General features: G+C 62.9%; 16 protein-coding genes, 1 tRNA gene and 1 pseudogene. 5 read left to right on the forward strand and 13 right to left on the reverse strand.

From position 1 onward, the window contains the following. The 9 genes and pseudogenes from J8I87_RS25515 to J8I87_RS25555 form a co-directional block, all read right to left on the reverse strand. A pseudogene (locus tag J8I87_RS25515) lies at positions 1-184 on the reverse strand (hypothetical protein); the annotation flags it as partial. A gap of 26 nt (positions 185-210) precedes the next feature. Then, on the reverse strand, positions 211-687 hold the full coding sequence (locus J8I87_RS25520; protein WP_209934807.1) for a YMGG-like glycine zipper-containing protein: 477 nt from the start codon (positions 685-687) through the stop codon (positions 211-213). Between the two features lie 239 nt (positions 688-926). After that, entirely contained in the window at positions 927-1313 is a 387-nt protein-coding gene (locus J8I87_RS25525) for a response regulator transcription factor (protein ID WP_209934808.1), read from the reverse strand. A gap of 60 nt (positions 1314-1373) precedes the next feature. Further along, positions 1374-2135 (reverse strand): response regulator transcription factor, encoded by a 762-nt coding sequence (locus J8I87_RS25530; protein WP_209934809.1) that lies wholly within the window; start codon positions 2133-2135, stop codon positions 1374-1376. Next, a complete protein-coding gene (locus J8I87_RS25535) occupies positions 2132-3484 on the reverse strand; it encodes a two-component system sensor histidine kinase NtrB (RefSeq protein WP_209934810.1) in 1353 nt (450 codons plus the stop codon). Before J8I87_RS25535 ends, J8I87_RS25530 begins: the two co-directional genes overlap by 4 nt. 523 nt (positions 3485-4007) lie before the next feature. Further along, the gene (locus J8I87_RS25540) at positions 4008-4238 is read right to left on the reverse strand and encodes a hypothetical protein (protein WP_209934812.1); all 231 of its coding nucleotides are present in this window, start codon (positions 4236-4238) and stop codon (positions 4008-4010) included. A 314-nt stretch (positions 4239-4552) separates the two neighbouring features. Beyond that, positions 4553-4643: transfer RNA gene (locus tag J8I87_RS25545), tRNA-Ser, on the reverse strand. Between the two features lie 160 nt (positions 4644-4803). Further along, a complete protein-coding gene (gene serS / locus J8I87_RS25550) occupies positions 4804-6099 on the reverse strand; it encodes a serine--tRNA ligase (protein ID WP_209934813.1) in 1296 nt (431 codons plus the stop codon). Positions 6100-6191: 92 nt separating this feature from the next. Then, positions 6192-7502: a replication-associated recombination protein A gene (locus J8I87_RS25555; protein ID WP_209934814.1), complete on the reverse strand. Its 1311-nt coding sequence runs from the start codon at positions 7500-7502 to the stop codon at positions 6192-6194. 278 nt (positions 7503-7780) lie between these two features. On the opposite strand from J8I87_RS25555, the gene cytX reads away from it, so the two are divergent. After that, positions 7781-9097: a putative hydroxymethylpyrimidine transporter CytX gene (gene cytX, locus J8I87_RS25560; RefSeq protein WP_209934815.1), complete on the forward strand. Its 1317-nt coding sequence runs from the start codon at positions 7781-7783 to the stop codon at positions 9095-9097. Positions 9098-9111: 14 nt separating this feature from the next. Here cytX and J8I87_RS25565 read toward each other — a convergent pair whose 3' ends face one another. Both J8I87_RS25565 and speB read right to left on the reverse strand, forming a co-directional pair. After that, positions 9112-12342, reverse strand: a complete 3231-nt coding sequence (locus tag J8I87_RS25565; protein ID WP_209934816.1) for a tetratricopeptide repeat protein — start codon at positions 12340-12342, stop codon at positions 9112-9114. A 300-nt stretch (positions 12343-12642) separates the two neighbouring features. After that, on the reverse strand, positions 12643-13635 hold the full coding sequence (speB, locus tag J8I87_RS25570) for an agmatinase (protein WP_209934817.1): 993 nt from the start codon (positions 13633-13635) through the stop codon (positions 12643-12645). Positions 13636-13798: 163 nt separating this feature from the next. Here speB and J8I87_RS25575 point away from each other — a divergent pair, with 163 nt between their 5' ends. Next, a complete protein-coding gene (locus tag J8I87_RS25575; protein WP_209934819.1) occupies positions 13799-14713 on the forward strand; it encodes a LysR family transcriptional regulator in 915 nt (304 codons plus the stop codon). Between the two features lie 9 nt (positions 14714-14722). Here J8I87_RS25575 and lolA read toward each other — a convergent pair whose 3' ends face one another. After that, positions 14723-15418: an outer membrane lipoprotein chaperone LolA gene (lolA, locus tag J8I87_RS25580; RefSeq protein ID WP_209934820.1), complete on the reverse strand. Its 696-nt coding sequence runs from the start codon at positions 15416-15418 to the stop codon at positions 14723-14725. A gap of 114 nt (positions 15419-15532) precedes the next feature. Continuing rightward, positions 15533-17848 (reverse strand): DNA translocase FtsK, encoded by a 2316-nt coding sequence (locus J8I87_RS25585; RefSeq protein ID WP_209934821.1) that lies wholly within the window; start codon positions 17846-17848, stop codon positions 15533-15535. 470 nt (positions 17849-18318) lie between these two features. Between J8I87_RS25585 and trxB the strand changes: the two genes are divergently transcribed. From trxB to J8I87_RS25600, 3 genes are all read left to right on the forward strand, one after another. Continuing rightward, positions 18319-19320: a thioredoxin-disulfide reductase gene (gene trxB, locus J8I87_RS25590; RefSeq protein WP_209934822.1), complete on the forward strand. Its 1002-nt coding sequence runs from the start codon at positions 18319-18321 to the stop codon at positions 19318-19320. Between the two features lie 201 nt (positions 19321-19521). Then, positions 19522-20331, forward strand: a complete 810-nt coding sequence (locus J8I87_RS25595) for a Smr/MutS family protein (RefSeq protein WP_209934900.1) — start codon at positions 19522-19524, stop codon at positions 20329-20331. Positions 20332-20345: 14 nt separating this feature from the next. Then, positions 20346-20966, forward strand: coding sequence for a trimeric intracellular cation channel family protein (locus J8I87_RS25600; RefSeq protein ID WP_209934901.1), 621 nt, complete (start codon positions 20346-20348; stop codon positions 20964-20966). Positions 20967-21020: the final 54 nt, after the last annotated feature.

Below are 21020 nucleotides of genomic sequence, written 5' to 3' on the forward strand. Positions count from 1 at the left end.
CAACCGTCACGACGGTCACGTCGATCGTGGGGCGCGGGGGTTCCGTGGGGGCTTTTTTGCAGGCGGTGAGGGAGGCCGCCGACGCGAGCGCCGTCGCCAGCACGATTCGCGAGATCACGCGACGCGTGCGCGAGACGGCAGCATGGTTCGCTTCGGACATCCACGCGTACGATCGACAGTTCATCGCGGCTCCCTTCGATCGCTGTGTCATCACGTCGAATACCCGCGTCCCGTCATGCAGGCCGCGAGCGCACGGTTCCATGTGGCCATCTGCTGCGATGTCTGCTGCTGCATGGCCTGCTGTTGCTGTTGGGCAGCCGCCGTCTGATGGCGCTGCCGCACACCGCCCGCCATCGTGCCTGCGATCGCGCCCGCTGCCGCGCCTTTGCCCGCGTCGCCCGCGATCGCGCCAATCGCCGCGCCCGCCGCCGCACCGCCTGCCGCGCCGCGCACGCGCTGCCCCGACGGTGCGGGCGGCGGCGCCTGGTTGGCGGCGTTCTGCGCGAGCACAGCGGGATTGATGCCTGTGTTCTGCGTCGCCCAGCTCTCGCATTGCGACATGTCGCTTGCCTGTTTTTGCGGGCTCTGTCCTTTGGCCGGATAGAAGATCGGCTGCTGTGCCGTTGCCGCGCCTGCCAGCAGCAACAATGCGGCGAGCGTCGAGGCGTTTCGGGAGGCTCGTCTCATGATGATTTCCTCAATCTGATTCCCTTAATCGATACGAGTCGATGCGTCGCACGCATCGCGCGGCCCGCGCAGTCCATATGCGCCCTTCGGCCTCGCGAAGCGGATGCAATCAAGTGTGGAAGCCCGCCATGTCAAAGACAATTGGACCTTGGTCCAATACCGCGCCTTGCGAATTCGATCTGGCGCAACACGCGATGCGCGTGTGCGCGCACCGCAGTTACTGGATGAACGCGGGTCTCTCATAGCGGCGCAGCGATGCCGAGCACGGCACACACCGTCCTGATGAACAACACGTCGTTGAAGGGCTTGCGCAGATAGGCCTTCGCGCCCGCCGCGAGCGCGGCTTCGCGCACGCCCGCATCGTCGTGGGCTGTGATGAATATGACGGGCACGGCGCTGCCGGCCAGCCGGCGCTGCACCTCGATACCGTTGGAGCCTGGCATCTGCACATCGAGAATCACGCAGTCGGGACGATACGTAGGCGTGGCCGACAGCACATCGAGAAACTCGTCGCCACTCGTGTACGTATCGGCTGCGATCCCGACGGAGCGCAACAGACGCCTGATCGCCCTGCCCACCGATGCATCGTCGTCGACCACGACGACGAACGGTTTGTCTGTGCCCATGCTGATTAGTCCGTTGACCGTCACGCACACGCACACGATGCATGGCGCTTCAGCAATAGACTATGAGACTGCGGGCGTCGGCGGTATTGGACCTTGGTCCCGTATCCCCTCGCTCGTGGCGTGCGCGGAAGGGGAGCCCGCATGCGCCTGCGCGGGATCGGCGTGATTGTGCGAAGCGTTCGCTACGGCAACCTTGTCGGCGATGCGCACCAGTTCCGCGAGCGAGCCGACTTCCATCTTCTGCATCACCCGCGCGCGATGTGCCTTGACGGTCTTCTCGACGGTGCCGAGTTCGCAAGCGACCTGCTTGTTCAACAAGCCGAGCACGATGAGATTCATCACTTCGCGCTCGCGCAGCGTCAGACGGCCGACGCGGCTGCGCAATTCTTCCAGCTCGCGCGTCGCCTTCGACACTTCGATGGAATGCGCGAGCGCCTGCTCGATGGCGCGCAGCAGAGCGTCGTCGCGGACGGGCTTGGTGAGGAAATCCGTCGCTCCCGCCTTGATCGCGCCGACCGTCATCGCAATGTCGCCGTGCCCCGTCAGAAAGATGATGGGCAGACGCGCATCGAGTTCGCGCTGCAATTCGAGTCCGCTCAGGTCGGGCAACTGCACGTCGAGCACCACGCAAGCGGGCGTGCGCTCGACACTCGCGAGTTCGAGAAACTCGCGTGCCGAGCCGCAGGCCTCGACACCATGCCCAGCTGATCTGACGAGACGCGTGAGCGCGCGGCGCACGGACGGGTCGTCGTCGACGATATAGACGAGCGCGGCCGGGTCGCTGTCGAGGCGGCTTCCCGTATCGCTCGCGAGGCCGCTCATGATGCCGCCTGCGCAGCGGTGCCGCCGACATCGCGCGATGCGGGCAACGCGACATAGAACGTCATGCCCTGCTCCGCATTGGTCTCGGCCCACAGACGGCCGCCGTGCATCTGCACGATCGAGCGGCTGATCGACAAGCCAAGCCCCAGGCCCTGCGGCTTCGACGTGATGAACGGCTTGAAGATGCATTCCAGCTTGTCGGGCGTGAGTCCGGGACCGCGGTCGCGCACCGCGATGCGCACCATGCCTTTGCGATCGGGTTGCGCAAAGAGCGCCACCACGCGATCGGACGCACCGCACTCGCTCACGGCATCGAATGCGTTGAGCAGCAGATTGAGTAGCACCTGCTGCAGTTGCACCCTGTCGCCACGCACGGGCGGCAGCCCATCGTCGATCACGTGCGACACGTGAATGCCGCGCGCGACGGCATCGCTGTGCACGAGCAGCGCCACATCACGCAGCAATCCGCCGACATCCAGACTCGCGAGTTGCTGCTGCTCTTCCTTCTTCACGAATGCGCGCATGCGCCTTATCACTTCGCTCGCGCGGCCGCTGTCGTCGACGATGTCCTTCAGGATGTCGCGCACTTCGGCAAGATCGATCGGTTCACGGTCCATGAAGCGCTGCGCGGCCTGGCCGTTGCTGAGGATGGCGGTAAGCGGCTGATTCAGCTCGTGCGCAAGCGATGCCGCGAGTTCGCCCATCGTCGATACGCGCGTCAGATGCGCCAGCTCGCGCCGGTTGCGCTCGAGCTCGAAGCGCTCTGTCATGTCGGTGATGAAGGCGACCGTCATCATGCGGTCTTCGTAGCGGATGGCGCTCGTCGCGATCTCGACGGGAAACTCGCTGCCGTCGCGGCGACGCGCGCGAAGATTGCGCGTGTGTGTCACCGCGGGCCGTTTCGCTTGCGGCGCGGCGGCCGCATCCGCGTGGCGTTCGTGCGCGCGGCTTTCTTCCGACAACGCCGGCGCGACGAGCCCGACACACGCACCGTCGAGTACGCCGCGCCGATAGTCGAACAGACGCTCCGCCTGCGCGTTCGCGAGGACGATCACGCCATGCTCGTCGAAGACGACGGACGCGACGGGCAAGCATTCGAAGACGTCGGCGAGCCCCGTCATTGCGCCTGGCTGGCGTTGCGCCGCAAACCAGAAACCCGCCGCGCCACGCGTGACTCTGAAGCGCGCGACCGTGGCCGTCATTCGATTGAGCAGCGGCGGAATGAACAGGCCGTTGCGCGTGTGCGCGACGGTCCCGGCGCGATGCGCCGCGACGCGGCGCGGATGCAGCGACCACCAGACGACGATTGCAGCCGCTACCACCGTGACAGCAGAAATAGCGATGTGCATAGCTCACCGTTCCTCGAGGGCGCTTGCACCGTAAAGCCGTGACAACGCAGGCGCCTTCATTGTTGTTAGCAACGCAACCGGGCGACGACGCAGCTTCGGGCCTGCGACGCCTCTGCCTTCACGCATCAAACCGTGACAAACATCTGTACTAATGCAGCTCGTCGGTCGATAAACACAATGATTTGCGGCAAACACTTAACGACGCTGCCGCCAGCGAGGTATTCAAATCCTCTTGTGGACTACGAATATTTCCGCATCACTTTTTTGTCAATGATCGCAGTCGATTTTTTACTCGTGCGTGTGTCGGCGGGCGGAAAAAAGTGCAACTTCATCGTATGCACAAAGTACGCGGTAGTAAAGGAATGCCGGGCGATTGTCGGAATCTGAGGGGTGTACTTATTGGCGGGGAATCTTGATACGCGGCCCGAAACGATCGCGCATTTTGTCGAACTTTTCGGGCCGCTGATTGAAGCCGGAATGACGCCGGAATGAGGCCGGAAGAATGGATGAACAGAAAGCGATCTCATGCGAAATCGGACGGTCCAGGGGGAGGCACACCGGGCGGCGGATCGTCATCGCCTATCGGTTCGTCCAATGATTCGTCCTCTGTCTTCGGCTTCTCGGGCAATGGCTGATCGAGGCCGGGCTCGACGGGTGCAGGTATGGCGTCGCCGATTGGCTTGTTGAGCTCGTTCGGCGGGATTTCGGCAGGGTCTTTCGGCCGTTTGCTTTCATCGCGATCGGGGTTCGTCATCGTGGATTCCAATTGTGATTGGCAGACGCCCTTCGATTACGCAACGACCGTACCATTTGTTTTGTGCAGGTGCGTGGGATGACGAGAAGACTGCCCACCGAGCCTGAATGACACCCGATGTGCAGACGAACATTCGCGCAAAGCGCTTCAAAGAAACGCCGCGAATGAAAAGAAGAAAGATAGGCGAGGCAGGCGGAGGCGTTGTAATTTGCGAAGCCCGGTGAAGAGGCACGCGGAGTGTGCAACTGAATTGCTTGCGCAGAAAAACGCGCGCAAACGAAAACAGGCCCGAAGGGCCTGTTTCGCTTTACATCTGGCGGAAAGGGTGGGATTCGAACCCACGATACGGTATAACCGTATACCGGATTTCGAGTCCGGCGCATTCGACCACTCTGCCACCTTTCCTGATTCTTTGACTTGCCACCAAGGTGGTCTTGTCGCCTCACACTAAGCGGGTCGCTGCTTGCGTGAGACGAAGATTATAGAACACCTGTTTTCGAAAACCAAGCCCTTTTTCGCAGAAAGTTGAAAAGAGCCTGGCTCGATCGGCAAAGCGCAAGCTGCCTCAGGCCGCCGGGACTTCCAGGCGCTCGACGCCGCCCAGATACGGACGCAGCGCCACAGGCACCGTCACCGATCCATCCGCGTTCTGGAAGTTCTCCAGTACCGCGACGAGCGTACGGCCCACAGCCAGCCCCGAACCGTTGAGCGTATGCACGAGCTCCGGCTTGCCTTGCGCATTGCGGTAGCGCGCCTGCATGCGGCGCGCCTGGAATGCCTCGGTGTTCGAGCAACTCGAAATCTCGCGATAGGTGTTCTGCGCCGGCAACCACACTTCGAGGTCATACGTCTTCGCCGCCGAGAAGCCCATGTCCCCCGTGCACAGCGTAATGACGCGATACGGCAACTCGAGCTTCTGCAAGATCGCTTCCGCATGCGTGACCATCTGCTCCAGCGCGTCATAAGACGTTTCCGGCGACACGACCTGCACCATCTCAACCTTGTCGAACTGATGCTGACGGATCATGCCGCGCGTATCGCGGCCATACGAGCCCGCTTCCGAACGGAAGCACGGCGAGTGGGCCGTCAGCTTGATGGGCAGCTCGTTCGTATCGACGATGCTCTCGCGCACCGTGTTCGTCAGCGAAATCTCAGACGTCGAGATCAGATACTGCGTGACCGTGTGTTCGCCGCCGCCCTTCTCGACACGGAACATATCGTCGGCGAACTTGGGCAGCTGGCCTGTGCCGAACAGGATTTCAGGATTGACGATGTACGGCGTGTAGATTTCCGTGTAGCCGTGCTGCTGCGTATGCGTGTCGATCATGAACTGCGCGAGCGCGCGATGCAGGCGCGCGATCTGTCCGCGCAGCATCGTGAAGCGCGCGCCCGACAGCTTCGCGCCCGTCTCGAAGTCGAGGCCGAGCGGCGTGCCGACATCGACATGATCCTTCACCTCGAAGTCGAACTGGCGCGGCGCGCCCCAGCGGCGCACCTCGACATTCTGCGTTTCGTCGTTGCCGACGGGGACGCTTTCGTGCGGCAGATTCGGCACGCCGAGCAGCAGATCCGACAGGCGCGTCTGGATGTCTTCGAGCTGTACGGCCGACGCCTTCATCTCGTCGCCGATGCCGCCCACTTCGGCCATCACGGCCGACGTGTCCTCGCCCCGCCCTTTCATCGCGCCGATCTGCTTCGACAGACTGTTGCGCTTCGCCTGCAATTCTTCGGTACGGGTCTGGATGGCGCGGCGTTCGGCTTCGAGCGCGGAGAACGCCGCGACGTCGAAGGCATAGCCGCGATCGGCGAGGCGTTTCGCGACGCCGTCGATATCTTTGCGCAGCAGCTGGATGTCAAGCATGGGATGGGGCAACTGTTCGTGATGTGAATGGCGATTTTAGCGCACCGGCGCGGGTGGCCGGCAGCCTGATCGAGTCGGATGAAAAGCCCGGCTCAGCTTTTCTTTTTGTTCTCGTTGCGCCATTGCGCGTCGAGTTCGGCAAGGCGTGCGAGCTTTTCGCCGATCTTGCCTTCGAGCCCGCGCGGCGTCGGCTGATACCAGCGCGGCTCACGCATCCGATCGGGCAGATAGGTTTCCCCCGCCGCGTACGCGTCGGGCTCGTCGTGCGCGTAGCGATACTCGTGGCCGTAGCCGAGTTCCTTCATCAGCTTGGTCGGCGCGTTGCGAAGGTGGACGGGCACTGCGCGCGACTGGTCCTTGCCGACGAAACTGCGCGCCGCGTTATACGCGTTGTAGCCGGCATTCGACTTTGGCGCGACGGCCAGGTAGATCACCGCCTGCGCGAGCGCCAGCTCGCCTTCGGGCGTGCCAAGGCGCTCATAGGTCTCGGCGGCGTCGAGCGCGATGCGCGCGGCGCGTGGATCGGCGAGCCCGATGTCTTCCCACGCCATCCGCACGAGGCGCCGCGACAGGTAACGCGGATCCGCGCCGCCGTCGAGCATGCGGCAAAACCAGTACAGCGCGCCGTCCGGGTTGCTGCCGCGCACCGACTTGTGCAGCGCGCTGATCTGGTCGTAGAACGCGTCGCCGCCCTTGTCGAACCGGCGCAGGTTTTCGGACAGCGCACTGGCGAGCAGTTCGCCGTCGATCTCGGTCTTCTTTTGCCGCGCCGCCGCGCGCGCGACGATCTCCATGTTGTTCAGGAGCTTGCGGCCGTCGCCGTCGGCGGAACCGATCAGGGCATCGCGTGCTTCTTCGGTAAACGTAAAGCCGCCGAGTTCCTGTTGCGCCCGGTCCAGCAGTTCGCGCTGCTCGTCCGTATCGAGACTCTTGAGCACATAGACGGCCGCCCGCGACAGCAGAGCGCTGTTCACCTCGAACGAGGGATTTTCCGTCGTCGCGCCGACGAACACGAACAGCCCCGATTCGACGTGAGGCAAGAACGCGTCTTGCTGGCTCTTGTTGAAACGATGGACTTCGTCGACGAACACGAGCGTCTGATGGCCGTTCGCGCGATGGATCTGCGCGGTTTCGACGGCCTCGCGGATGTCCTTGACGCCCGAAAGCACCGCCGACAGCGCGATGAACTGCGCGTCGAACGCGTCGGCCATCAAACGCGCGAGCGTGGTCTTGCCGACGCCCGGCGGGCCCCAGAGGATCATCGAGTGCGCCTCGCCGGACTCGAACGCGACGCGCAGCGGCTTGTTCGGGCCCAGCAGATGCTTTTGCCCGATGACTTCGTCGATGCTGCGGGGCCGCAGGCGCTCGGCGAGGGGAACATTGGCGCGGTTTTCTTCAAACATGGCGTTTTGGGGATAATCTCGGCTTTTCGGGTATAAACCGTCGCGATGCACGAAACGGCGCGCGACGGCCTTGCCTATAACGGCATGCAGCCGTTTCGAACCGTCATCCGGCGAAAGACGGCGCATGCAGGGTTGTGCATTATGACAGCCGGCGCGCGACGGAGCCTGCGGCAAATGCCATAAGCGGTTTCTCATAGGCGCGGCCCGCAAGGCGCGTACCGCAAGCCGGCGATGAACACGGCCGCCACCACGACAACGACAGACAGGAAACAGATTCGATGGCTCAAGATCCCATCACCGGCGAGGCCGGTTCGACCTACGCGCCGCTCAAGCCGGTGCCGGATTCGCGCCGCGCGTTCAAGACGGGCGACGCGTTCGCACTGTGGTTTTCACTCGGCATCGGCCTGCTGGTCGCGCAGGCTGGCGCGCTGCTCGTACCCGGCCTTTCGCTGCCGCACGCGCTTGGCGCCATTTTGATCGGCAGCGTGATCGGCGTCGTGCTGCTCGCGCTCGCGGGCGTGATCGGCACCGACACCGGGCTGGCGGCGATGTCGTCGCTGCGTCCGACGCTCGGCGTGCGCGGCGCGTCGATTCCCGCCGTGCTGAACATGATCCAGCTGGTCGGCTGGGGCGCGTTCGAAGTGATCGTGATGCGCGATTCCGCCGATGCACTGTCGAAGCAGGCCTTCGGCTTCTCAGCGCCGCTCGTTTGGACGCTGATCTTCGGCGCGCTCGCGACGCTGCTCGCGATCAGCGGCCCGCTGTCGTTCGTGCGGCGCTTCCTGCGCACGTGGGGTATCTGGCTGCTGCTCGCGGGCGCGGCCTGGCTGACTTACGCCGTGCTCGCGCAGCACGATCTGGGCGCGCTGATGCGCCGTCCGGGCAATGGCGAGATGCCGTTCGGCAGCGCCGTCGACCTCGTCGTCGCGATGCCGCTGTCGTGGCTGCCGCTGATCGCCGACTACACGCGTTTCGGCCGCAAGGCGGGCGAGACGTTTCGCGGCACGATCTTCGGCTATGGCATTGCGAACATCTGGTTCTACGCGCTCGGCGCAGTGTACGGGCTGACGGCAGGCGGCGGCGATGCGCTGCTGACGACCGCGCTCGCGCAAGCGGGCGGCGGCCTCGCGCTGCTGCTGGTGCTGATCGACGAAATCGACAATGCGTTCGCCGACGTGCACTCGGCCGCCGTCTCGACGGGCACGTTTTGGACTCGCGCGAGCGTGCCGCTGCTGTCCGCCGCGTTCGGCGCGCTGTGCACGCTGATCGCGCTCGCCGTGCCGATGGCGAAGTATCAGAACTTCCTGCTGTTGATCGGTTCGGTATTCGCGCCGCTGTTCGGCGTGGTGCTGGTCGATCACTTCATCGTGCGCAAGCGCCGCATCGACGCGGGCTCGCTCGCCGATACGCAAGGCCGCTACGGTTTCTCGGGCGGCTGGCACGTGAGCGCGTTCATCGCGTGGGCGATCGGCATTGCCGCGTATCAGGCGATCAACCAGTGGCTGCCGAATCTCGGCGCGACGCTGCCCGCGCTGGCGATCGGCGGGCTGTGCTATCTCGCGTTCGTGTCGACGCGCAAACAGGCGTACGCGTAAGCGCGCTCGCGGATTCAGGCCGGCATGCGCTCGCGTGCCGGCCATGCTTCGAGCGCGAGCCTCACGCGCCCGATCACCTCGCCCCACTCGCCTGGCTGCCGCTGACGGAACAACCGCGTGTTCGGATACCACGGCGTATCGTCGCGATCATGTAGCCAGCGCCAGCAGCCATCGTGGCGCGACAGAATCCATACCGGCTTGTTCAGCGCGCCTGCGAGATGCGCGACCGATGTATCGACGGTAATCACGAGGTCCAGTTGCTCGATGATGGCCGCCGTGTCCGCGAAATCGTGCACATCGTTCATCGGGTCGAACGGACGGAGATGGGGCGGCAGCGTGTCGATCTGCGGCTGCGTCGTCTTGCCCTTTTGCAAGCTGACGAATGTGATGCCCGGCACGCTCAACAACGGCAGGTAAGCGAGAGCATCGATCGAACGGCGGCGGTCCACTTCGTTTGCTGACGGCTGATCGGGGCGCGGATCGCCCGCCCATACGAGTCCGACCTTCTGCCCTTTCGGCAGCCGCCCTGCCCATCGCGAGCGATGCGCGGGCGGCACACTCAGATAAGGCATCGTCGCGGGAATGCTGTCGAGCGTCGTGCCCATCCGGTGCGGCAAGCTCATCATCAGACACCAGTAGTCGTGAGGCGGCGTAGCGTGTACGTCCTTCGCGATGCACGCATCGACGCCCTCGATCCCCTCGATCAGACTTTGCATCCCCGGCTGGCACGCGACCGTCACTTTCGCGGCGCCAAGCCGCTTGAGCATCGGCAGATAGCGGCAAAACTGCAGCGAGTCGCCATAACCCTGCTCGGGCCACACGACGATCGATCTGCCATCGAGCGCTTCGCCTTGCCATTGCGCGAACGGCAGCGGCGGGCGCTTGACGGAGTCCGCTTTCCACGCGTCGTCGTAGCGGCACTCGAAGAGCTGCCAGCCTTCGACGTATTGCCCGCTAGCGAGCAGCAGATGCGCCAGATTGAGCCTGGCTTCGAGCATGTGCGGCTCGCCCTTCAGCGCGCGGCGATAGACAGCCTCCGCCTCGCGATGACGCTTTTGCGACTGAAGCACGATGCCGAGATTGAAGCACGCGTTCGCCAGATCCGGCTCGATCGCCAGCGCCCGGCGATAGCACGCTTCGGCTTCCGGCATGCGTCCTTGCCTCTGAAGCATCGCGCCGAAGTTGTTGTGCGTATCGGCGTGGCCGGGGTAGAGATCGAGGCCGCGCCGATAGGCAACTTCGGCTTCGTGCACGCGCCCAAGCGACTCCAGCAGGCGCGCGAGATTGATATGCGCACCCGCATGGTCCGGGTTCGCCGCGATCGCCTGCTGGTGCGCCTGTTGCGCTTCGTCGGGCCGGCCGAGCTCACGCAGCACGACACCGAGATTGTTGTACCCGTCGGCATGGGTCGGATCGATCTGAAGCGTGCGTCGCAAATATGTTTCAGCATCGGATGCGCGGCCCAATGCGAGCGAGCATCCCGCCGCGAGGTTCAACATGCGCGCATCGGCTTGATGTGTTTCGATCGACAGTCGCAGCAGCGCGAGGCCCTCGTCGAAGCGTTGGTTCTCGTAGTGATCGACGGCAGCGAGGAAGCGCTCGTCGCGAGTCATCGAGCGTTCGGCGGCAAGCTGATTGGCGAAGTGTTCGAGCTCGTGCGTCACGCGTTCGATCACATCGTCCCAGTGACCGTGGCGCGTCTGACGGAACAGACGGGCGTTCTGATACCACGGCGTCTCGTCGCGATCGTGCAGCCAGCGCCAGCAGCCGTCGTAGCGCGACAGAATCCACACGGGCTTGTTCAGCGCGCCTGCGAGATGCGCGATCGATGTATCGACGGTAATCACCAGATCCAGTTGCTCGATGATGGCTGCCGTGTCCGCGAAATCGTGGACGTCGTGCATCGGATCGAATGGGCGCAGCCCGGGCGGCAGAGTATTGATTTGCGGCTGGGTCAACGCGCCCTTCTGCAGGCTGACGAACGTGATGCCCGGTACGCGCAGCAATGGAACATAGGCGTGCGCGTCGAGCGAGCGCTGGCGGTCGACCGCATTGATTGCCGGTTGGTCGGGGCGCGGATCGCCAGCCCAGACAAGACCGACCTTGATGTTGCCTTCGGGCAAACGCCCCCGCCATTTTGCCGCGCGCGACGACGGCACCCGCAGATAAGGCGTCGCGCCGGGAATGGTCGCGAGCGTCGTGCCGTGACGATGCGGCAGGCTCATCGTCAGGCACACATAGTCGTGCTGCGCAATGTCGTGCTCGCCATCGAGCGGAATGCATTCGTCGATGCCGTCGATCGTTTCGAACAGACTCCGCAGCGCGGGCGAGCACGCGATGCTCAGTTTCGCGAGGCCTTGCGCCTTCAACATCGGCAGGTAGCGGCAAAACTGGAGACTGTCGCCGTGCCCCTGTTCGGGCCACACGAGCAGCGACTTGCCCGCAAGCGGCTCGCCGCGCCAGATCGGAAAATCGACGGGCGGCGGCGCGATCTTGCGCTGCGGCCAGGCGGCGTCGTAGCGGGTTTCGAACAGCGCCCATCCTTCTTCCAGCCGTCCGACCATCAGCAGCAGATGCGCGAGGTTGATCTTCGCCTCGAAATAATCGGGGCGAAGCGCGACGGCGTGTCGATATGAGGCTTCGGCTTCGTCGAAACGCTTTTGCTTTTTGAGAACTGCGCCCAGATTGAAGTGCGCCCTGGCTGAACCCGGATCGGCCGAAAGTGCATTTCTGTATGCTGCCACGGCCTCCGATAAGCGCATCTGATCCTGATACAGCACGCCGAGATTCAGATACGCATCGCTGTCACCGGGATGCAATTCGATCGCGCGCAGATACGCCTGCTCTGCATCGGCTGGACGGCCGAGTTCGACGAAGAGGCGCCCCAGGTTCACGTACGCGCCCGCATGGTCCGGCGCGATAGCCAGAGCCCGTCGATAGCACGCCTCGGCTTCCGTCAGGCGGCCGAGTTCCTTGAGCACGACACCGAGGTTGCTATGCGCATCGCAGTAGTCGGGCTTCGCATCGATCGCGCGGCGCCAGTATGTCTGCGCGTCGTCCAGGCGGTCGAGAGACAGACAGCATGCGGCGGCCAGATTCAGAACCTGCGCGTCGGTCTGATGCCGTTGCAGCAGCGCTTCGAGCAGCGATAGCGCTTCGCCAAAACGCCCGTTGCCATACAAAGAGGCTGCGCTTGAATAGGGTTCGACCGCGGGCTCGGGATTCTGCTGCAAATCGCCGTACATGACTGGATCCTGCGAGAGACGTTTTCGGATGGCGGCCGCATACGCAGCCGGTTCAGGCGGCGCGCTTTACGATTTATCAGAGAATTCGGGTCGAACGCGCGCCGAACCCTGCGTAGCCTACCGGCGCGGCACGCCCATCTGAAGCTCACTATTCTTAAAAAGGCTGACGCGGGCAAATTGCCGCGCAACGAACGGCAGAAACGACAACGCCCATAACGGGCGTTATGGGCGTTGTCTCGACGATTGCATGAATCGTCCGTGCGGATGCGGCGCCGTGCAGGCGCCATCGTTGATGCGCTATTAACGTGTCGCCGGCCGATACTCGACGCCCGGCAGCACGCACAGCAATTCGAACGCGAGATTCGCGCCGAGCAGCGCCGTGGTGCCGAACGGATCGTACGGTGGCGCGACCTCGACCAGATCGCAGCCGACGATATTCAGCCCGCGCGCGCCGCGAATGATTTCGAGCGCCTGCGGCACCGTCAGTCCCGCAATCTCCGGCGTGCCCGTGCCCGGTGCGAACGCCGGATCGATGCCGTCGATATCGAATGTGATGTAGACGGGACCATCGCCCATCTGCTCGCGCACGCGCGACATCAGCGGCACCAGCGACTGGTTCCAGCACGACTCGGCCTGCACGACCTGGAAGCCCTGATCGCGGCACCAGTCGAAGTCCTCCGCCGCGTAACCCGTGCCGCGCAGCCCGATCTGCACGACGCGGTCGCAATCCAGCAAGCCCTCTTCGACCGCGCGGCGAAACGGCGTGCCGTGCGCGATCTTCTCGCCCATCATCGTGTCGTTGACGTCCGCGTGCGCGTCGACGTGAATCAGCCCGACCTTGCCGTACTTGCGATGAATCGAGCGCAGGATCGGCAGCGCAATCGTGTGGTCGCCGCCAAGCGTGATCGGCTTCGTGCCGTGTTGCAGGATTTCGTCGTAAGCACGCTCAATCCGGGCGATCGAATCCAGCAGGTTGTACGGATTGATCGCAACGTCACCGATATCGGCGACGCGCAGCGAATCGAACGGCGCGGCGCGCGTCGCCATGTTGTACGGACGCAGCAGCACCGATTCCGCGCGAATCTGACGCGGGCCGAAGCGCGCGCCCGTGCGGTTCGACGTGCCCAGATCGAACGGCACGCCGACGAAGCACGCATCCAGCCCTTGCGCCGAGCCCACGTTCGGCAGCCGCATCATCGTGGCGATCCCGCCCGAGCGCGGCATCGCGTTGCCCGACAACGGCTGCGGCCGCTCCGTGAGATCCGGGGATACGAAATTCGAGGAAGTATTCATCGTGGTTCGCCAATGAAAAGGCACAGCATCTTGGGAAAGCGTCGAATCCAGCCGTCGCAAGGCGTGCGACGCCGGGGCATTGCTTATTCTTGTGCAGTTCCGGCGAACATAAAATGCCGACGGAATAAACTTCACATCGATCGCTACCGATGTATCCTGCCGTATGTTCTCGCAACTCACCGATCTAGACCTGCGCCTCATCCGCGTGTTCTTGGCCATCGTGGACGCGGGCGGCGTTTCGCCTGCTCAGGCTACATTGAACGTCGGCCAATCGACGATCAGCACCCAGTTATCGACACTTGAAACGCGTCTGGGCTACCGTCTGTGCGAGCGCGGCCGCAGCGGTTTTAGCCTGACCGCGCGAGGCGAGCAATTCGTCGATGCGGCGCGCACGCTGCTTTGCGCCGTCGATGCGTTCGGCGTGCAGGCGCGAAACGTCGGACGAAAGCTGGTCGGCACGCTCGGAATCGGCATGATCGGCCATACGCCGGTGTCAGAAAGTGCGCGAATCAGCGATGCGATTGCCCGTTTCCGCGCTCGCGACGAATCCGTGCATTTCTCGATTCTCGTACGCTCGCCGGGTGAGCTCGAAGAACTGCTGCTGAGCGGACGGATTCAGATGGGTATTGGATATTTCTGGCATCGCGTGCCGTCACTTGAGTATACGGAGATCTTTTCCGAGGAACAGTTTGCTTATTGCGCGAACGGGCATCCGCTGTTCGCTCAAGCAGGCAATGTGTCGCCTGCAGAAGCGGCGCAACACGGATGGGCATGGCGCAGCTATCCGCTGCCCGAAGCCGAAGCGTCCGCGACGCCGCACAACGTCACGGCCGTCGCCGACAATATGGAAGCCGTCGCGATGCTGGTGCTGTCCGGACATCACCTCGGCTATCTGCCGGGGCACTTCGCCGCGCCGTATGTGAAGGAAGGTTTGCTTGCCGCGCTGAACTCGCAGCAGATGAGCTACCGCGTTGCGTTTCACATGGTGACGCGCATGCGGCAGCATCGGACGGAGATCGTCGAAGCGTTCATCGACGATATGAAGGCCGCGCATCCGTCGCCCGGCCTTCATCTGTGAACACAGCGTCTAGCCGTTGATCACGTCGGCGCCCTTGGGCACCGTGAACTTGAACGCGTCGGCGGGCAGCGGCGGGTTCTTCTGGATGTTCGAGAATTTCAGCAACGTCACGTTGCCGAAGACATCGTGCAGTTCCATCGCTTCGAGGTTGCCGTCACGAAAGCCGATGCCGACCCGCTGAAACTGCGTGTCCTTCGACTTCGGAATCAGTTCGAGCCAGTCGATGCCAGCCTTCACGCCCGCGTCCTTCAGCGTGAAGTTCTTGTCGAGATCGTTGCTGCCGAACAGGATCGCCGCCGGACTCGCGCCGAGCGCGCCGCCCAGCTTGCGCACCGTCACCTGGTTCAGGTCCTTGTCATAGACGTAGAGCTTGTCGCCGTCGGCTTGCAGCAACTGCGAATACGGCTTCTCATATGCCCAGATGAATTTGCCCGGACGCGCGAACGTGAACGTGCCGCTCGACACCTTGTTCTGCGTCGCGCCTTGCGTCGACAGCACGCCGCTCGCCTGTTGCTGCGCGTTGCTCGGCGCGCGCACTTCTGTCTGCACGAAATCGCCGCGCGCCGAATGTACCTGCGAGACGAACTGTTTCAGCTGATCGGTGCCGCCTGCGAACGCATGCGACGCAACGAGCAGCGAAGCGCCGAAAGCCAGCGTGCGCAGCAGACTGCCAAAACGGGTCTTAGACCCAACAATTTGCAGCATGTTGTTTTCTCCCTTGAGTCGGACCGATACGGACGGGAACGTGAATCAAAAAAGCGGCGACGCTACAACGCGTGCCGCTGTCCGCCATCCGTAACACGATTGAAGCGCCGTGGATTATTCCGTCTCGCGCGCCGGCACGAGAATCTCCCGGTTGCCGTTCGATGACATCGCCGACACCAGGCCCGACTGCTCCATCTGTTCGAGCAGACGGGCCGCGCGGTTGTAGCCGATGCGCAGATGCCGCTGCACGAGCGAGATCGACGCGCGACGGTTCTTGATGACGATTTCGACCGCCTGATCGTACAGAGGGTCGGACTCGCCGCCGCCCGCTCCCGTTCCCGCGGCGTCGGCGGAGCCTTCGTCGCCTTCACCCGACACGCCGCCTTCCAGCAGCCCTTCGATGTAGTTCGGCTCGCCCTGCTCCTTGAGCTTGTCGACGACGCGATGCACTTCGTCGTCGGACACGAACGCGCCGTGCACGCGAATCGGCAGGCCGGTGCCCGGCGGCAGATACAGCATGTCGCCCATGCCGAGCAGCGATTCCGCGCCCTGCTGGTCGAGAATCGTGCGCGAGTCGATCTTCGACGACACCTGGAACGCCATCCGCGTCGGCACGTTGGCCTTGATGAGACCCGTGATCACGTCGACGGACGGACGCTGCGTCGCGAGAATCAGGTGGATGCCTGCCGCACGCGCCTTCTGCGCGATACGCGCAATCAGTTCTTCAACCTTCTTACCGACCACCATCATCAGATCAGCCAGTTCGTCGATCACAACGACGATATTCGGCAGACGCGACAGCGGTTCAGGATCGTCCGGTGTCAAGCTGAACGGATTCGGAATCTTCTCTTCGCGCTTGTTCGCTTCTTCGATCTTGTTGTTGAAGCCCGCGAGATTACGCACGCCAAGCTTGCTCATCAGCTTGTAGCGACGCTCCATTTCAGCGACGGTCCAGTTCAGCGCGTGACCGGCCTGGCGCATGTCCGTCACGACGGGACACAGCAGATGCGGAATCCCTTCGTAGACGCTCATTTCGAGCATCTTCGGATCGATCAGGATCATTCGCACTTGATCTGCGCTCGCCTTGTAGAGCAGCGAGAGAATCATCGCGTTGATACCGACCGATTTGCCCGAGCCCGTCGTACCCGCAACCAGCAAGTGCGGCATCTTCGCAAGGTCCGCGCACACCGGCTTGCCGCCGATGTCCTTGCCGAGGCCCATCGTCAGCGGCGAACCGGCGTCGGCGTAGACGGTCGAGCCGAGAATCTCCGACAGCCGCACCGTCTGGCGGCGCTGGTTCGGCAGTTCGAGCGCCATGAAGTTCTTGCCCGGGATCGTCTCGACGACGCGGATCGATGTCAGCGACAACGAGCGCGCGAGGTCCTTCGCCAGGTTCACAATCTGGCTGCCCTTCACGCCGACCGCCGGTTCGATTTCGTAACGCGTGACAACGGGGCCAGGATAAGCGGCAACCACGCTCACATCGACGCCGAAGTCTTTCAGTTTCTTCTCAATGAGACGCGAGGTGAATTCGAGCGTATCGGCAGAAATGGTTTCCTGTGTCGCCGGCGCGGGGTCGAGCAGCGAGATCGGCGGCAGCGTTGAGTCGCCGGGCAGGCTCTCGAACAGCGGCACCTGCCGTTCCTTCTCGACGCGCTCGGACTTTTCCGGTTTCGTCACCGGCGGGACGATCATCACCGGCTCGTGTTCCTCGATTTTCACGCGGCTCTGTTCGACCTTGCCTTCGCGCTTCACGGCGGCCGCTTCGCCGAGCTTGCGGTCGCGGCCCGCTTCGCGGCGCAGCTTGGCGAGCGTGACGGCATTGATGATCGAATCGCCGACTTTCTCGCACACCGACAGCCACGAGAAACGGAAGTACAGCGACAAGCCGATGCCGAGCGCGATCAGCAGCGCGAGCGTGCCGCCCGTAAAGCCGAGCGCGTGCGACACACCCTTCGCGACCGCCTCGCCGAGCACGCCGCCCGGCGCCCGCGGCAACTGCACTTTCAGTGACCACATGCGCAGCGCCTCGATGCCGTCGCACGCGAGCAGCACCAGCACGAACGCGAACACATCCGCGAGCCAGCTGTTGTCGCGCGGCGCGTCTTCGTCGGGCTCTTCATGGCGCGTGATGCGCTTGTAGTTCGCCGAGATGCGTCGCGCGAGCAGCACGATCCACCACCAGGCGGACAGGCCGAAGAGCAGAAGGAGAATGTCGGAGGTCCAGGCGCCGACGCGGCCGGCCCAGTTCGAGATGTGATCGACCTGCGCCGCGTGCGTCCAGCTTGGGTCGCGGCGGCTGTAGCTGATCAGCGCCATCACGAGGAAAACGCCGAGCGCCAGCTGGAGAATCCAGCGGATTTCGGTGAAAAGGCGCGACATGCGGTGAGGCAATGCCTGCGCGTTCGCGGAATAGGGAGCTTTTGCCATTGAGCCTGTTGCGTGTGCGGCCTGCAGCGGTTTCACGTTCCCGTCCCGGTGCCGGTTTCAGTTGCCCTTCAATTCACCGTCGGGACCGGTCCTGATGCCGACGGGTTGACCCGTTTTGCTGCCGGCAAGCCGCCTGTCGTTCGTTGGCGCCTATTGTAAACGCACTGTTGCGCGCAAGGCTGTAAATGACGGTAACGTTGGCCGGACGGCCAGGAATGTCGTAAAACACATACGCTTTGGGCAAAATCGGGGCGTTTTCGGCCGTTTTGGCGCGAATGCCGGTTGCGTCTTAGGGGTTCGGCTATCGGTTTGATCGTAAAGCTTCATGAAGCAGCGGCTAGCCTGCCCTTTATAATATCGGGCTGATACCCATCTACGGCGTCAACCAGCTTTCCCGGCTCGACGCCAGTGCTGCCGGTCATCGCGGACGCTTCGTCGCTGTTGACCGACGCTTTTAACGGATTTCGATCATGCCAGCTTCCCCGACCAAACACGCGAAGGTTCTGATTCTCGGTTCCGGCCCCGCCGGTTACACGGCGGCCGTCTACGCGGCGCGCGCCAACCTGTCGCCCGTGCTCGTCACGGGCCTCGCGCAAGGCGGCCAGCTGATGACCACGACGGACGTCGAAAACTGGCCCGCCGATGCCAAGGGCGTGCAAGGCCCGGAACTGATGACGCGCTTCCTCGAGCACGCGGAACGCTTCAACACCGAAATCATTTTCGATCACATCCACACGGCCAAGCTGGACGAGAAGCCGATTCGCCTGATCGGCGATTCCGGCGAGTACACGTGCGATTCGCTGATCATCGCGACGGGCGCGTCGGCGCAATATCTCGGCCTGCCGTCGGAAGAGCTGTACATGGGCCGCGGCGTATCGGCGTGCGCGACCTGCGACGGATTCTTCTACAAGAACCAGCACGTCGCCGTGGTCGGCGGCGGCAATACGGCTGTTGAAGAAGCGCTGTATCTGGCGGGCATCGCGAAGAAGGTGACGGTGATCCATCGCCGCGACAAGTTCCGCGCCGAGCCGATCCTGATCGACCGTCTGCTGGAGAAGGAAAAGGAAGGCGTCGTCGACATCAAGTGGAACCATGTGCTCGACGAAGTGAAGGGTAATGAAGGCGGCGTCAATGGGCTGCGCATCAAGGATGTGCAGACGGGCGCGGCCTCGGATCTCGAACTGCAGGGGTTGTTCGTCGCGATCGGCCACAAGCCGAACACGGATATCTTCGAAGGCCAGCTTGAGATGAAGAACGGCTACATCATCACGAACGGCGGTTTGAACGGCAACGCGACGGGTACGAGCGTGCCGGGCGTGTTCGCTGCTGGGGATGTGCAGGATCATATCTACCGTCAGGCGATTACGAGCGCCGGTACGGGCTGCATGGCGGCGCTCGACGCGCAGCGTTACCTCGAAAGCATCCATGAGTCGATCGGCGAGCGCGCGATGAGCGCCGAGGCCGAGCGTTGATGTTTGCTGGCTTGATCGCGTCGCCTGTTTGGGATGCGGGTCGGTAGAATAGTGGCGGATACCAGTCTGCCGCGCGTAGTTTGAGATTCGTTGATGTATGAAAGGGCTGCGGCGGAATGCCGGCGGCCCTTTTCTTTTTTGTTCTTGTATCTCGTTTGCGGTGTTGGTCGTTTGTCCGCTTCGTTTTCGAGTCCTGTCGCCATGCCTAAGAATCTGCCCCATCCTAGCGAACCGAAACGGCCGCGTAACGCGGCGCCTGGTCCTGCGTCTGCTTCTGCCGATTCGTCAGCGTCGTCTGGTGTCGCTTCGGGTTCGGCGAAGAAACCGTTGGTCGAGACGGGTGCCGGATTGGCGGGGCTCGGTGGATTGCGCGATGCCTTGAAGGGCGCTGCTCAACGCGCTCAGCGCGAGAAAGCTGCGGCGACGCAAGCCTCGCGTGAGGCGGCGGCTGATGCAGAACTGTTTCGGCGGGAGATTGGCGAAGTTGCGCCGATTGGTGCGAAACCCCGCGCGAAGGTCACGCGCACGCCGCCTGCGCCCGTTCCTATTCAGACGAAGCTCGACGAAGAGGCGGTGCTGCATGAGGCGATTTCGGACGAGTTCGATCCTGAGGTATTGCTCGATACCGATGAGTCGCTTTCCTACTGCCGGCCGGGTGTGAGTCAGGAAATCGTTAAGAAGCTGCGGCGTGGGGCCTGGATCGTTCAGGCGCAGCTTGATTTGCATGGGATGCGTCGCGAGGAAGCGCGTGAGGCGCTGTCCGAGTTCATTCGTGAGGCGAGTAAGAAAGGTCTGCGGTGTCTGCGGGTGATTCATGGGAAAGGGCTGGGTTCGGTCGGGAAAGAACCCGTGCTCAAAGGCAAGGTCCGCGCGTGGCTCGTGCAGAAGGAAGAGGTCATCGCGTTCTCTCAGGCGCGTGCGCATGATGGTGGTGCAGGCGCTGTGCTTGTGCTGTTGCAGCCTGGGTCGGTCGGCTTCGGGTCTTCTTCGTCATCGCACGGTAAAGTCTGAGAAGGCTTTCGATGATGCATCCTCGCCTCACTCTCGCGCTTGCCATCATGGAAGCGCTGGCTATTCTTGCGTACGCCATCTCAGGGTTTATCGAAGCAAGGACGAAACGGCTTGATGCTGTTGGGACTTTTCTTGTTGCGATGGCTACGGCGTTTGGCGGTGGGACGGTCAGGGATATCTTGCTCGATCGGAGACCGTTCTACTGGGTCGAGCATCAGTGGTATCCGATACTGATCTTTGTTCTTTCGTTTTTCGCGCCCCTGGTGCTTAAGACGTTTAGTCGCGTGCTCAATGAGCGGGTTTTGCTAGTCGCCGATGCGGTTGGACTCGGGCTGTTTAGTATTTCGGGGACTTCTCTGGCGCTCGATGCGCAGATGCCTTGGTTCGTGGCTTCGATGATGGGTGTCGCGACTGGCGTGTTTGGCGGCATCATCCGCGATGTGATCTGCAATGAGGTTCCGCTGATTCTGCGGGATTCACGGCCTTATGCGACTTGTGCGCTGGCTGGGTGTTGGGTTTATCTGCTGTTGGACTACGTCAACTTCGATACGGTGTACAGCGTGCTGATTGCGACAGGGTTTATTCTCGTGGCGCGGTTGGTGACGTTCAAGTTGGATGTGAGGCTCCCGCATTGATCCAAATGCTTCTTCAGGGTAACAATCCGAAGACAAATGGCTGCGCCAACCGGG

The organism is Paraburkholderia sp. LEh10 (assembly GCF_017814945.1).
Taxonomy (GTDB): Bacteria; Pseudomonadota; Gammaproteobacteria; order Burkholderiales; family Burkholderiaceae; genus Paraburkholderia.

What these genes read in the sequence shown, in the direction of transcription:
- J8I87_RS25585 (WP_209934821.1), bottom strand. Translation starts at nt 17,848, where the DNA reads ATGGCAAAAGCTCCCTATTCCGCGAACGCGCAGGCATTGCCTCACCGC.
- cytX (WP_209934815.1), top strand. Translation starts at nt 7,781, where the DNA reads ATGGCTCAAGATCCCATCACCGGCGAGGCCGGTTCGACCTACGCGCCG.
- J8I87_RS25525 (WP_209934808.1), bottom strand. Translation starts at nt 1,313, where the DNA reads ATGGGCACAGACAAACCGTTCGTCGTCGTGGTCGACGACGATGCATCG.
- J8I87_RS25575 (WP_209934819.1), top strand. Translation starts at nt 13,799, where the DNA reads ATGTTCTCGCAACTCACCGATCTAGACCTGCGCCTCATCCGCGTGTTC.
- J8I87_RS25600 (WP_209934901.1), top strand. Translation starts at nt 20,346, where the DNA reads ATGCATCCTCGCCTCACTCTCGCGCTTGCCATCATGGAAGCGCTGGCT.
- J8I87_RS25520 (WP_209934807.1), bottom strand. Translation starts at nt 687, where the DNA reads ATGAGACGAGCCTCCCGAAACGCCTCGACGCTCGCCGCATTGTTGCTG.
- J8I87_RS25535 (WP_209934810.1), bottom strand. Translation starts at nt 3,484, where the DNA reads ATGCACATCGCTATTTCTGCTGTCACGGTGGTAGCGGCTGCAATCGTC.
- speB (WP_209934817.1), bottom strand. Translation starts at nt 13,635, where the DNA reads ATGAATACTTCCTCGAATTTCGTATCCCCGGATCTCACGGAGCGGCCG.
- trxB (WP_209934822.1), top strand. Translation starts at nt 18,319, where the DNA reads ATGCCAGCTTCCCCGACCAAACACGCGAAGGTTCTGATTCTCGGTTCC.
- J8I87_RS25595 (WP_209934900.1), top strand. Translation starts at nt 19,522, where the DNA reads ATGCCTAAGAATCTGCCCCATCCTAGCGAACCGAAACGGCCGCGTAAC.
- J8I87_RS25530 (WP_209934809.1), bottom strand. Translation starts at nt 2,135, where the DNA reads ATGAGCGGCCTCGCGAGCGATACGGGAAGCCGCCTCGACAGCGACCCG.
- lolA (WP_209934820.1), bottom strand. Translation starts at nt 15,418, where the DNA reads ATGCTGCAAATTGTTGGGTCTAAGACCCGTTTTGGCAGTCTGCTGCGC.
- J8I87_RS25555 (WP_209934814.1), bottom strand. Translation starts at nt 7,502, where the DNA reads ATGTTTGAAGAAAACCGCGCCAATGTTCCCCTCGCCGAGCGCCTGCGG.
- J8I87_RS25565 (WP_209934816.1), bottom strand. Translation starts at nt 12,342, where the DNA reads ATGTACGGCGATTTGCAGCAGAATCCCGAGCCCGCGGTCGAACCCTAT.
- serS (WP_209934813.1), bottom strand. Translation starts at nt 6,099, where the DNA reads ATGCTTGACATCCAGCTGCTGCGCAAAGATATCGACGGCGTCGCGAAA.
- J8I87_RS25540 (WP_209934812.1), bottom strand. Translation starts at nt 4,238, where the DNA reads ATGACGAACCCCGATCGCGATGAAAGCAAACGGCCGAAAGACCCTGCC.